The organism is Thermocladium sp. ECH_B (genome assembly GCA_001516585.1).
GTDB lineage: Archaea > Thermoproteota > Thermoprotei > Thermoproteales > Thermocladiaceae > Thermocladium.
Genome location: LOBW01000052.1, coordinates 1 through 12,710 on the forward strand (window position 1 = coordinate 1; position 12,710 = coordinate 12,710).

Consider the following 12,710-nt stretch of genomic DNA (forward strand, 5'->3'; position numbering starts at 1 on the left):
CCCCCATTATAACCTTCACTAATTGCAAGTCATTGCCGAGAATAGAGTACTCCATATGCGCGGGTTCCTTATTGCTCTAATAAATATTTCTATTATTGAATTAAGTAAGATTTGCTCCGCATCTTAAGTCCACTACTATGGCTTCTATTGGATCCTGCTCCAGACAGGTGCTTCTGCTTGAAGTTATACTATTTTTTTATATTAGTTTACATAAGCAATATTTATAAATAACTATATAGGATTAATTTACGGTAATAGCAAATGAGCACTATATTTGGTGCACCAATTCATTCCGAGTTCCTCCAGGATACTTTAACAATACTGAGGAGGGCAATTGAGATGGGGAAACTGGAAAAACAATTGCTGGATTACCTATCTAGACCCCAGAGAATAGTAGCCATATCAATACCGATCAAGATAAATGGAGCTATGATGTTCCTCGAGGGCTATAGGGTTCAGCATAATAATGCGCTTGGTCCGTATAAGGGCGGTATAAGGTTCCACCCAGAGGTTACGCTGGAGGACGACATGGCGCTCGCCACANTAATGACGCTCAAGAACAGCCTTAATGGNTTACCATATGGCGGAGCCAAGGGAGCCATAAGGATAGACCCAAGCAAGGTGTCGAAGGAGGAGCTTGAAGCCGTCAGCAGAGGCTATGCCCGAGCCTTGGTTCAATTCATCGGCCCCGACATAGATATCCCGGCCCCCGACTTAAACACTAATCCCCAGATAATGGCTTGGATGGTTGATGAGTACAGCAAGATGATGGGTAGAAATGTGCCGGCGACGTTCACAGCCAAGCCGGTGCAGCTATGGGGCAACCCGGTGAGGGAGTACTCAACAGGCTATGGAGCGGCGCTCTGGACTCGTAATGCGGCCCGCAAATTCCTTAAGGGCATTGAGGGCGCCACGGTTGCAGTGCAAGGGTTCGGCAATGTCGGTTACTGGTTAAGCCACTTCCTGACGGAGATGGGTGCTAAAGTCGTTGCAATCGGCGATATAGGGGGTGCAATATATAACTCCAATGGATTTAATCCGGATGAGGTGAAGGCGGTGGAGAGGAAGACGGGAACAGTGGTTAATTACACGGGCCCCGGCACCAGGAAGATAGGAATGGATGAATTGCTGACCCTGAACGTGGATATACTGGTTCCAGCGGCAGTGGAGGGAGTAATTAATTACTCAAATGCCAATGCAGTGAAGGCAAAGCTAATAATGGAAGCCGCCAATGGACCCGTAACATCGGATGCAGAGGAGATGCTATACAAGAGGGGCATATATGTGTTCCCAGACATAGGGGTAAATGCTGGTGGAGTCGTCATGAGCTACTTGGAGTGGGTCGAGAATCTGCAATGGTTCATATGGGATGAGGAGGAAACCAAAAAGAAACTTGACTTCATGATAACCAACGCATTCAATAGGGTCTACGATAGATGGCAGAAAATGAATGGCGCTACGATAAGGGATGCCGCATATATAGATGCATTGGACAGGATATACCAAGCCATGAAGTGGAGGGGCTGGATCTAATAGCAATTGTTATAGGGATGCCTCAATTCACTCAATAATCGGTTCTGTTCTGTAAGAGCGTGATTTTCATTATTCATTAATGACCCTCCATGAGGCTTAGGGCTGGAATTCCAGAAATTAGGATAAAGGGAATTATTTTTAACGCGGCTGGGATAATGATTAGCGTTGCAAAATGGCTGGAGTCCATATAGGTCCAGCCGGAATTCCAATAACATTGAGGCAAAGAAAAAGGAATGCCGGCACCATGGATGCGGTTAGGTACGTTCGTGAAATCGGGTTAAACGCCATGGAAGTTGAGTTCGTTCAAGGAGTACGTATGAGCATTGAGGCGGCCGAGGAGGTGGGGAAAATAGCTGAGGAGGCTGGGGTTAGGTTGTCGATTCATGCCCCATACTTCATTAATCTATGCAGCGATGAGGCGAGCAAAGTTAATGCTAGCATATCCAGGTTAAAGGAATCCCTTGAGCGCGGCGATGCAATGAGTGCCAAAGTCGTCGTTTTTCATCCAGCATATTATGGGAAACTAGGTCACGAGGGTTGTTTTAACAAGGTTAAAAGCGAGGTAAGCGAATTAATTAAGTGGATGAATGATAATGACATCAAAGCGAAGCTGGGGCTGGAAGTAATGGCCAGGGACTCACAATTTGGTTCTCTTGATGAAACAATTAACCTAGTTAAGGAATTATCGAGTGATTTAGTCACTGTCGTAATTGATTGGGGTCATGTGTATGCCCGCAACGGCGGTTCAATTAATTACGCGGAAATACTTGACAAATGGATGGATGCCTTTCCAAAGGATGAACTGCACACTCACTTCACCTGCGTTAAATTCAGGAATGGGAAATGGGTGGATGAACATGAACCCATGGATGCAGAGACCCCGCCATTCGAACCCCTTGCAGTGGAGCTGGGTAAGAGGGCTCTATCCATAACAATAATAAGCGAGACGCCGTTAATAGAAATCGATGCGATCAAGATGAGGGATATATTGATTAAGCACGGGAATGAAATTCGCTAAGCCCCTGCTCAACATAGGTCCCTCCCCGCTCTAAATGGTAGGCTTAGCGTTTGTTATGCAAGGTTTACGCAACACCATAAAACATTAAAATGTGGACTTGATTTTTGCATATGGTTTTCGAGAACCCCACGATAAGGGAGATCCTGGATAGGTATAAACAGATCTGGGCCCTGCGACACGCATCGGCATTAATGGACTGGGACGTACAAACATACATGCCGCCCCAAGGCATAGAGCACAGAAGCATAGCGATTGCCCAATTAAGTCTCCTTAGCCAGAAATTCATTACTGATCCATCATTTATAGCATTAGTGGAGAAAGCCGAGGGGGCGGAGCTAAATGATTATGAGAGGGGAGTGGTGCGGGTGCTTAAGCGGGAAATAAAGTACAATACCAAGATACCACCGAAGTTATTAGAGGAAATAACTGTAACGACTCAGGAAGCCACCGTTGCGTGGCGTGAGGCTCGGGAAAAGTCTAATTTCTCCCTCTTTAGGCCTAGGCTTGAAAAAATAATAGAATTATCGAGGCAAGTTGCGGAGAAACTGGGTTATGAGAAGCATCCATATAATGCGTTACTAGATTTATATGAGGAGGGATTCACTGTAGCCGATGCGGATGCCATTTTCTCCAAACTAGTTCCCAGCTTGAGGAGCATAATAAATAGACAGAAAATGCCGCCCCATAGTCCACTTGAGGACGTGAAGTATGAACGGGGCCCCGCCGAGGCCATGATAAATGATATATTAAGGACGATGGGTTATGATTTCAATAGGTTCAGGGTGGATGTTTCCCCCCATCCATTCACGATAGGGCTCGGCCCCAGGGACGTGAGGATAACAGTTAGATATGAGGGCATAGATTTCAAGCGTGTTCTATTCTCGGCAATACACGAGGGTGGGCACGCGCTTTATGAGCTGCAGCTTGATGAGTCCCTCGCCATGACTCCAATATTCGATGGTGCATCAATGGGCATCCATGAGTCCCAATCCAGATTCTGGGAGAACATAGTTGGTCGTAGTAAGCCATTTGTTGAGGCAATGTACCCAATAATGAAAAAGCACCTAGGTTTTCTCAACGCCTATTCGCCGAGCGATCTATATATTTACTTCAATACTGTTAAGCCCAGCCTAATTAGGGTTGATGCTGATGAGGTAACATATAACATGCATATAGCGGTTAGGTATGAGCTAGAGAAGTTAATGTTAACAGGCGAGATAAAGGTAAGCGATTTGCCGGAGCTCTGGAATAGAAAAATGGAGGAGTACCTCGGGATTCATCCATCCAATGATGCCGAGGGAGTGCTGCAGGACATTCATTGGAGCCAGGGATCCATAGGATACTTCCCAACATACACCCTGGGCAATTTAGTGGCAGCCATGGTGGGTCACTTCGCCGGAAAACTACTTGATGAAGTTGCAGAGCTCAAGTTTGATGGTTTAAAGGCCTGGCTACGCGAGAAGATTCATAGATATGGAGCAACTTATGATCCAAAAACGCTTCTTAAGAAATCATTTGGAGAATCATATAACCCGGATTACCTAATAAATTACCTAAGCAGAAAATACCTTTAGGGCATTTTTTGCCCGGAAAAAATTGAATATTTATACTATTTAGGGATCGGTAAATTTCGCTTTTAAGGGGGCAGTATTGCCCCTTTGTTTTCGATAATTAATGGCTAGCCCCTTCATTATTGGTTTAATTTATAAGGCTGGGGATGCAAAATATTTATTAGACTGTGAATATAATAGTGAAATGAATGTTCATTAGGCTATACAAGGCCTCGACTGTATTACAGGAGATAGATAGTGAATTGGAGTCGCTTCATAGTGTTAAGGTGGAGTTAGAGTCATTAATGGTGAGGGAGGATAATAACTCAAATTTCGAGAGAAAGCTTCAACGCGTCGCCACGGTGAGGAGCGTGGGATATAGATCATTATCGATTAGCGGGGATTTTGAGGTGTTGATAATACCTGCCTCGCTTCATCTGAAGGGGAGGCTCAGCGATATAATGAATGAAATAACCAAGATAATAGAGCAATTGGAGAAGATCAAGGGGGTTATCGGCAAGATAAATGGCATTAACTCGGCTGGATTCATAATGGTATTGGTCGGAGGCAATAAGCCTAAGGTGGTGATTTTACCATGAGTGTTCGGCGTGAATTCAAGAGCGATGAGCCTGAGAAGGCCATTAATTATACCACATTAAGGGAACTCAGCGATAAAATAGAGCGGCAAATAAGGCAAATCGAGGATAGAATAAATGAATTAAGTGAATTGCATAAGTCAATATCGGGAACAATTAGTTCACCCAATACTATTAGATATAGAACAATAGAGTTAGGAGGCAAGATCGGGCAAGGATTCCCCGTCTTAGTGATGGATTCTAACCCAGATAGTTATGCCTTCTATGTACAGGAATCACTGAACTTCTATAGATTAGAGCACAAGAAATTAACTATAATTAGGGATGAGGTGAATGCACTCCTTAAAATGAATATGGGGGACATCAACGTAATGTACCTATCCATGAGCGGAGTGCCCTCTAGAATAGTTATATTTCCAAGGACTAGGCTAGACGAGAGGAAATCAGGCCCATGATAATAACCACTAACATGAATCCCAATGAACTAAGGAACTTATTCTCTAAGTTATCCAGCTATGTTGAGGCATGGAGTGGTCTCTTGGTTAATCAATTCAATATCAATATCGGGAACTTGAATTCAGTGCTGGATGTATTTAAGGAAAAGAAAATAAAGGCTAACTTGGTTCAAGGCACTGAGGCGCCAATTATAGATATCGATGGGGTCGATGTTGTCTTCGCCGTGACTAGATCAAGCTATTTGGAGCATATGAGGCTCTTCCTTGATAATATGAGCAAGGAGATTGGCATGCTTCGGGAAGCGCTTATGTTGATCAGCAAGGTAATTACGCCGCCTCCCTCAATACTTTATGTGAATGGGTCATATGGTTTACTGGTGATTGGGAGAAGCGCGAACTTCCATTTCGCGCCGGGGAGCGCCTTGCCTGAGAAGCTTGCTGAACCGAAGCCATTGCCGCAACCGGCGGGCCTTGACCCAGCCGAACGTGCGCGGGTAATTAAGGTAATAGATAATGTAATAAGTAGGATAACTCCCATATCGGTTAAGCAGGTCGTGGTCGTTGATGAGGGTAAGCAATAACTAGGTCCCTAGAGCTTCGCATTCATGGCTCTAAATAGGGGATAAATGTTTTTATTTGAGGACTAGCCTAATCAAGCTATGGGGAAAGCCATTGTGATAAAGTATGAATCCAAGGGAGAGCACTTCGAGATACTGGTTGATCCAGATGCCGCGCTCGATATGAAGCTTGGAAAACCGGTGAGCATAGATAAGGTTCTGATAAGCGATACTATATATAAGGACTCCAGGAGGGGGCTTCGTGCGTCCGAGAGTTCATTGAAGAAGGTCTTCGGCACCACGGATTCACGCAGAGTCGCTGAGCTAATGATAAGAAATGGGGAAGTGCCACTGACAGCTGAGCAGCGGAAGAAATTGCTTGACGAGAAGAGGCGGCAAATAGTGGAGTGGATAAGCAGGAACTGCATAGATACACGAACAAGAGCACCAGTTCCGCCGCAGAGGGTTGAGTTAGCCATGCAGCAGGCCGATGTGACTATTGATCCGTTCAAACCAGTGGAGGAGCAGGTTAATGACGTTATAAAGTCGCTTCAGCGATCGCTACCAATAAAGGTTGCTGTGGCTGTTTTCGAGTTAAAAGTTCCCGCCGAGTATGCCCAGAAAGTTAAGTCGCATGTAATGCATATGGGGAGGGTGGTGAAGGAAACGTATGACTCGGAGGGCAACTTATTGCTGGAGCTCGAGGCGCCGGCCGGCATGCAGGACTCAATTCTATCTAAAGCCAATGAAATAACTCATGGAAACAGCGAGATCAGGCTAATAAGCATCACGAAGTGAATCCCTTAAAGGGGAATGTGGGTAGGGAAAAATTTTTAAATTAATTGTGACAAGACATCGATCAGCAGGGTGGGGAAGCCTGGTATCCTGCGGGGCTCATAACCCCGTGGTCGGCGGTTCGAATCCGCCCCCTGCTACTATATTTCTCCATGGTAATGCTTAAATATTTCGATGATTTTGATCGACTATGAATATTAAAACCATAGCTGTCATGGGCGCCGGCACCATGGGTCATGGAATTGCCGAGGTCTCGGCAATAGCCGGCTTCGAGGTTTATCTGAGGGACATCAATCAACAAATATTATCACGAGCCATCGATAACATTAAGTGGAGCCTCGAGAAACTTCATGAGAAGGGGCAATTAAGGGAAGACCCTAACCAGGTTCTGGCCAGGATTCATGCTACGCTGGATATATCGGAGGCTGTGAGAGTCGCCGACTTCATGATAGAGGCGGCTTTTGAGGATATAGATGTGAAGCGGCAAATATTCATGGAGGCGGATAAGCATGCGCCTCCTCATGCAATACTTGCGACAAATACCTCCTCACTTCCCATAAGTGAAATAGCTAGTTTCACCTCGAGGCCGCAAGCAGTTATTGGGATGCACTTCTTTAATCCGCCCCCCATAATGAAGCTAGTGGAGGTGGTGATGGGGGATAAGACAAGCCGTGAAACCCTTGATGCTACTCTAAGCCTTGCGAAGAGAATGGGTAAGGAACCTGTCGTTGTGAATAAGGATGTGCCGGGCTTCATCGCCAATAGGGTGTTTCTCAGATTAGCGGACTCGGCGTGCTTCATGGTTGAGAGAGGGGAAGCCACGATACAAGCAATAGATAGCGCTGCTAGGCATGTTCTTGGTTTTCCAATGGGTATCTTCGAATTAATGGACTTCGTTGGAATAGATGTAATGGATTTCATAGCTAAAGCCATGGCGGCCAGGGGAGTGAATAGGATTCCCTGTAATCTGATTGGGGAGAAGGTGAGGGCGAAGGAGATCGGTTTAAAGGCAGGCAAAGGATTCTACTCATACCCAGCCCCAGGCAAGTATGCCAGAGCAGATATTCCGAGGGATGCTGGGCAAAGCATTAACGTGGTTAGGCTGCTGGCTTCACCTATAAATGAGGCAGCGTGGTTATTGAGGGAGGGCATAGCTACCAGGGATGATATTGATAAGACAATGAGGCTCGGATTCAATATGCCGAAGGGAATACTGGAGTACGCGGATGAGTTCGGCATCGATATGGTGGTGAAGGAGTTAAATGATCTCCTCGCTGCGTCTCATCACGATGCGTTTCAGCCGGATTCATTGCTTCAACGAATGATTTCGCAAGGCAGATTAGGCGTTAAGACGGGGCTGGGGTTCTATCCTCATCCTTATGAGAAGAAGCTCGGAACAGTCATCCTTAGGGTTAATCCGCCGATTGCATGGGTGGAATTGAATAGGCCGGAGAAGAGGAATGCATTATCGCCTCAAGTAATTGAGGACTTGGAGAACGTTATTGGTGAGATAGAGAAGATGCCAAGCGACTTGGCGAGGGTAGTCGTGATCAGGGGCAATGGAAAATCATTCTGCGCTGGCGCAGATATATCTATATTCAAGGGACTAAAGCCGAGCGATGCACTAATTTTCAGCAATAGGCTTCAAGGGCTTTATAATAGGATAGAAATGCTTCCAAAACCCGTCATAGCATCAATACACGGCCATGCATTAGGTGGTGGACTGGAGCTGGCCCTAGCATGTGATATACGCATAGCTGCTGATGATGCTGTTCTGGGGCTACCCGAGATAACTCTCGGCATAATTCCTGGGGCTGGGGGCACGCAGAGATTGGCCAGATTAATTGGGATTGGCAAGGCAAAGGAATTGATATTGACCGGCGACACAATTACTGGACGCGAGGCAGCCGAGATAGGCCTAGTAAATAAGGCGGTGCATATTGATAAGCTCCAAGAAGAAACCGAATTACTTGCCTCAAAGCTCGCGGAGCGGCCGCCCGTTGGATTAATGCTGGCGAAGAGGTTAGTGAATGAGTCGCTGGATGAATCATTAAGGAATGGATTAAGCGCAGAGGCCGAGGGATTTGCCGTTGTGTTCTCAACAAGCGATTCCCAGGAAGGAGTCTCCGCCTTCCTGGAGAGGCGCAAGCCAAGTTTTCGGGGCGAGTAATAGAAAAGATGGTAAGCCCCCTCAGGGCTGGGAGGGGGTCAGCGATGGAATTGCCTCATAATTGAGTTAATCATATTTATAAACTGGATCCACCCATATGAGTACCATGAGGAAACTACTTTTCTTGGTTCTTGATGGGGCTGCGGATGATCCAAGCAATCCCCCCACTCCATACATGGCGGCCAATAAGCCTGGGCTTGATGCATTGGCTAAGTCATCAATCATGGGAATGCATTACCCAATAGGCAAAGGAATCGCGCCCGAGAGCGATGCAGCGGTCATGTCCATACTGGGATACGACCCCGATAAGTACTATACTGGGCGAGGGCCTCTTGAGGCATTGGGGGCTGGTTACAAGATAAGGGATAACTATGAAGNCGCGTTTAGGGCCAACTTCGCCACAATAGATTCATCTAGGAACATAATTGATAGGAGGGTTGGCAGAAATCTAACAAGCGAGGAGGCCGCCGAGTTAGCGAGGGCCGTGGATGGCATGGAGTTAGGCGGCGGGGAGGGCTATGCGAGGGTTATACCAACCATTGGCCACAGGGCCGTGGTGATAATTGGATCCCAAAACAAGCTAAGTGGGTTTGTCAGCAATAATGATCCGGGCTATGTTAGGCAAGGAAAGATATCGGTCGCGGTTCCCAATCCAGGAACTAAGCTGCCCTTAATAGAGGCCCTTGATTCCTCTGAGGAAGCCAGAAGGACGGCTCGCCTAGCTAATGAGTTCATGGAGAAGGCCATACAAGTGCTGGCCAATCATGAGGTCAATAAGAAGAGGACTGGGGAAGGCAAGTTGCCCGGCAACGTAATTCTCATGAGGGATGCCGGCCACGAGGTGCCCCACGTAAAGCCAATAAGAGAGGTCTTTGGATTAAGCTTTGGGGCGGTCACCGAGATGCCTGTCGAGCGCGGCATAGCCATTGCGCTAGGCATGGATTCGGCCCCGGTCTCAAAATATATTGGCTCCAAGGATGAAATACTAATGGAGCGACTAGACGCAACCATGCAGTTGTTGAAGCGCGTTGATGTAGCGTATGTTCACTTAAAGGGACCTGATGAGCCTGGGCATGATGGTGATTTCAAGCGGAAAGTAGCTGAGATAGAGGCCATTGATAAGTACTACATCCAAAGGCTCTCCCTTAATGATACTGCCATATTGGTTACCAGCGATCACGCTACTCCCTGGAAATTGAAGTCGCACAGCGGTGATCCAGTTCCATTCATGTTAAGCGCGGGTACGGCGAGCGATGGGTTCTCATCATTTAATGAAGTCAATGCCTCCAGGGGTAGCCTAGGCATTGTGGAGCACGGCTGGTTACTGCTACCATTAGTTCTTAAACGGCTCTCCCCATAGGGAATGCTTTTAAACGCTGGCTTCAATAATGTTCAAGTGAGGATGGTAATAGCCCTAGGGGGCAATGCATTCTCCACAAGCGGCGCCAGGGTTGGTTCACCGGATGAGCAGTGGGAAAGAGTTAAGGAGGCAGCCAGGGATGTAATGGATGCTGTGGAGATGGGTTACGACGTCTTAGTCACCCACGGCAATGGCCCCCAAGTAGGTGCTTTAGCCGAGTGTGGATTACCGTTAACGCTTGACATGCATGGAGCAGCGACGCAGGGCTGGCTCGGCTACTTATTAGCGACCGCCATAGATAATGAGGCAGTGGCTCGACGCATTCCAAAGAAGACCATTACAGTGGTTACCAGGGCATACGTTAATGAGGAGGACCCCGCCTTCAATAATCCAACTAAGTTCGTTGGCCCAATTTATAGTGAGGAGGAGGCCGTCAAGTTATCTCAATTAAGGGGTTGGAGATTCAAGCCGGATCCACGTGGAGGAATGCGTCGAGTGGTTCCTTCCCCCATGCCCGTCTCAATAATAGAGGTGAAACCCATTATTCAACTAATGGATGAAGGATACATAGTGATATCAACTGGCGGAGGAGGAGTACCCGTCACTGGCGGTTCTCAATTAAGAGGGGTTGAGGCGGTCATAGATAAGGATTTGGCCAGCCAATTATTGGCTGCAACCATAGCGGCGGATGCATTTGTGATACTCACCGATGTAGATGGAATCTACACCGACTTCGGGAAACCCGCTCAAAGAAAGCTAAGCCGAATCGATGTCGTGGCACTAAGGTCGCTATACGAGAAGGGCGAGTTTCCGCCGGGGAACATGGGTCCGAAAGTTCTTGCTGCCATTAATTTCGTGGAGAAAAGCGGTAAGGCAGCATATATAGGAAGGCTCGGCGAATTACGCAGCATATTAGAGGGACGAAGCGGCACCACCATAATAAGTTAAGCGAAAAACATGGGGAACTGCGATACCTTTTTTAACTGGCGTGATCTTGGTACAGGCATGGTTGTTTCCATAATAATAGAAGGCATNGAGAATGGGCCTAACCTCGTCAAAGTAAATGGGGAAATGAAGCACGCATTATGCAGGTGCGGTGGATCAAATAATAAACCGTTCTGCGACGGCACTCATCGCAAGATAGGCTTTAAGGCGCCTCCACATAAAGTGGAGATCCAATTATGAAAGTAGGGCCCGCTCATCAATATGCATTAATCCCTTTCTTTCCACGAGTTAATTTGCGGGAAAACCTTTATATAATAATGAATTAGTCGCTCCATTAATGCATGGATATATCGGGAGGCCCTGGATCCATTATCAATCATTGGGTGATTTATGTGTCTAGCCAGTTAGAGTATATAAAGGATGTACCTGTGATTTATGAGGATATAGGATCACATAGCGTGCAGAGCTTTGAGGTGCCTTACATGAGGTTCTTCGCAATACATGAATTGACCTACTTGGCAATAATGCTTAATGAGGATGGAACGGAGAGGATAGCGAAGAAGATAGAGGAATTAAAATTCGGCCGAAAAACCATAGAGAAGCTTTACGCCTATAGGTACGATAGCGATCAGTACGGTAACCCAATTCCCTGGCCGCTTGCAAAACTAATGCTGCCAATAATGACTGAGAACGAGGTTGAGCCTCATACTGTTGCGGCGCCGGAGCCCGTTAGCTATAAGATAAGCGTTGATGTGGCTGGGATCAAGGATTTCCTCCAGATGACGCTCCTCTCGTTTGGTAGCCATAAGGAACTCATCATTTATAGGAACGTGGAGCCCAGGGGAATAGTGAGGTATATAATCAATATATAGATTGAGCCATTACTGCTTGATGAAGCCAGCCGCCATAGCTATGGCGTCTCGCCCGGCATATATGTACCTATAGAAGCTTATGAATCCATGAATGACTCCGCCAAACCTCGTTAGGGTTGCTTTGACACCGCTTGCCCTAAGCCTATGTGCATATATTTCGCCTTGGTCACGTAATGGATCATACTCAGCCGTGACCACTAGGGCCGGCGATAAGCCGCTCAAATCAGCTAACATAGGTGAAGCATAGGGATTAACCGCATCCCTCACGTCCCTCAAGTATTGCTGTCCAAACCACCTCATTTGATCCATAGTTAAGAAGAACCCCTCCCCATACTCATGAATTGATGGTGAATTATCTAGCATGTGGGTTGATGGATAAAACAGCACTTGGCGCTCTATGAAGTTTTCACCAGCATCCCTAGCCATTATATTCACTACGGTCGCTAAGTTGCCGCCAGCGCTATCGCCGGCCACGACGACCTTATTGGAGTCTAACCCAATGGATTCCCCATTACTCACCACCCACTTAGCCGCATCAAATGCATCCTCAACTGCGGCTGGGAACTTATTCTCAGGCGCTAGCCTATAATTCACGGAAACCACGGCCCTCCCCGACAAATTAGCGAGGAGCCTATTCACATTATCATGGGTCTCTATGCTTCCAAACACGAAGCCGCCTCCATGGTAATAAATCACGACTTTATGAGGCGGCCTTTGATTAAGTGGCCTATATATCCTTATCCGGATCTCCCCATTCCTGCCTTGAATGGTCTTGTCCTCAATGCCTCCAATGGCCTCAGGTTCCCCACTTAACTGTATTGATGCCTTATCCGCCGCTTCCCTGTATTGTTGGGGAGTT

Annotated in this window: 13 protein-coding genes and 1 tRNA gene; 13 read left to right on the plus strand and 1 reads right to left on the minus strand. The window is 46.9% G+C overall.

Annotation, left to right across the window (positions count from 1 at the left end; genetic code table 11):
* Positions 1–261: 261 nt before the first annotated feature.
* From AT710_06815 to AT710_06875, 13 genes are all read left to right on the plus strand, one after another.
* Complete coding sequence (locus AT710_06815; GenBank protein ID KUO91344.1) at positions 262–1,533, plus strand: glutamate dehydrogenase; 1,272 nt, start codon at positions 262–264, stop codon at positions 1,531–1,533.
* A 172-nt stretch (positions 1,534–1,705) separates the two neighbouring features.
* Positions 1,706–2,551 (plus strand): endonuclease IV, encoded by an 846-nt coding sequence (locus tag AT710_06820; GenBank protein ID KUO91345.1) that lies wholly within the window; start codon positions 1,706–1,708, stop codon positions 2,549–2,551.
* 110 nt (positions 2,552–2,661) lie between these two features.
* On the plus strand, positions 2,662–4,125 hold the full coding sequence (locus AT710_06825; GenBank protein ID KUO91346.1) for a peptidase M32: 1,464 nt from the start codon (positions 2,662–2,664) through the stop codon (positions 4,123–4,125).
* Between the two features lie 185 nt (positions 4,126–4,310).
* Positions 4,311–4,700 (plus strand): hypothetical protein, encoded by a 390-nt coding sequence (locus AT710_06830; GenBank protein ID KUO91347.1) that lies wholly within the window; start codon positions 4,311–4,313, stop codon positions 4,698–4,700.
* Positions 4,697–5,152 carry a hypothetical protein gene (locus AT710_06835; protein KUO91348.1) on the plus strand — a complete coding sequence of 152 codons (456 nt, stop codon included), beginning with the start codon at positions 4,697–4,699 and terminating at the stop codon, positions 5,150–5,152. The genes AT710_06830 and AT710_06835 overlap by 4 nt, the downstream gene beginning before the upstream one ends.
* Before the next feature lie 14 nt (positions 5,153–5,166).
* Positions 5,167–5,733: a hypothetical protein gene (locus tag AT710_06840; GenBank protein KUO91349.1), complete on the plus strand. Its 567-nt coding sequence runs from the start codon at positions 5,167–5,169 to the stop codon at positions 5,731–5,733.
* A gap of 78 nt (positions 5,734–5,811) precedes the next feature.
* Complete coding sequence (locus AT710_06845; protein ID KUO91350.1) at positions 5,812–6,507, plus strand: RNA-associated protein; 696 nt, start codon at positions 5,812–5,814, stop codon at positions 6,505–6,507.
* Between the two features lie 63 nt (positions 6,508–6,570).
* Positions 6,571–6,644 (plus strand) — tRNA-Met (locus tag AT710_06850).
* 50 nt (positions 6,645–6,694) lie between these two features.
* Positions 6,695–8,674: a 3-hydroxyacyl-CoA dehydrogenase gene (locus AT710_06855; protein ID KUO91351.1), complete on the plus strand. Its 1,980-nt coding sequence runs from the start codon at positions 6,695–6,697 to the stop codon at positions 8,672–8,674.
* Positions 8,675–8,771: 97 nt separating this feature from the next.
* Positions 8,772–10,034, plus strand: a complete 1,263-nt coding sequence (locus tag AT710_06860; protein ID KUO91352.1) for a phosphonopyruvate decarboxylase — start codon at positions 8,772–8,774, stop codon at positions 10,032–10,034.
* Between the two features lie 36 nt (positions 10,035–10,070).
* Positions 10,071–10,982 carry a carbamate kinase gene (locus AT710_06865; protein ID KUO91353.1) on the plus strand — a complete coding sequence of 304 codons (912 nt, stop codon included), beginning with the start codon at positions 10,071–10,073 and terminating at the stop codon, positions 10,980–10,982.
* A gap of 57 nt (positions 10,983–11,039) precedes the next feature.
* On the plus strand, positions 11,040–11,219 hold the full coding sequence (locus AT710_06870) for a hypothetical protein (protein ID KUO91354.1): 180 nt from the start codon (positions 11,040–11,042) through the stop codon (positions 11,217–11,219).
* Between the two features lie 101 nt (positions 11,220–11,320).
* Positions 11,321–11,851 carry a hypothetical protein gene (locus tag AT710_06875; GenBank protein KUO91355.1) on the plus strand — a complete coding sequence of 177 codons (531 nt, stop codon included), beginning with the start codon at positions 11,321–11,323 and terminating at the stop codon, positions 11,849–11,851.
* A 9-nt stretch (positions 11,852–11,860) separates the two neighbouring features.
* On the opposite strand, the gene AT710_06880 is transcribed toward AT710_06875, so the two are convergent.
* The coding region (locus tag AT710_06880) for an alpha/beta hydrolase (GenBank protein ID KUO91356.1) at positions 11,861–12,710 on the minus strand (850 nt) is incomplete at its 5' end.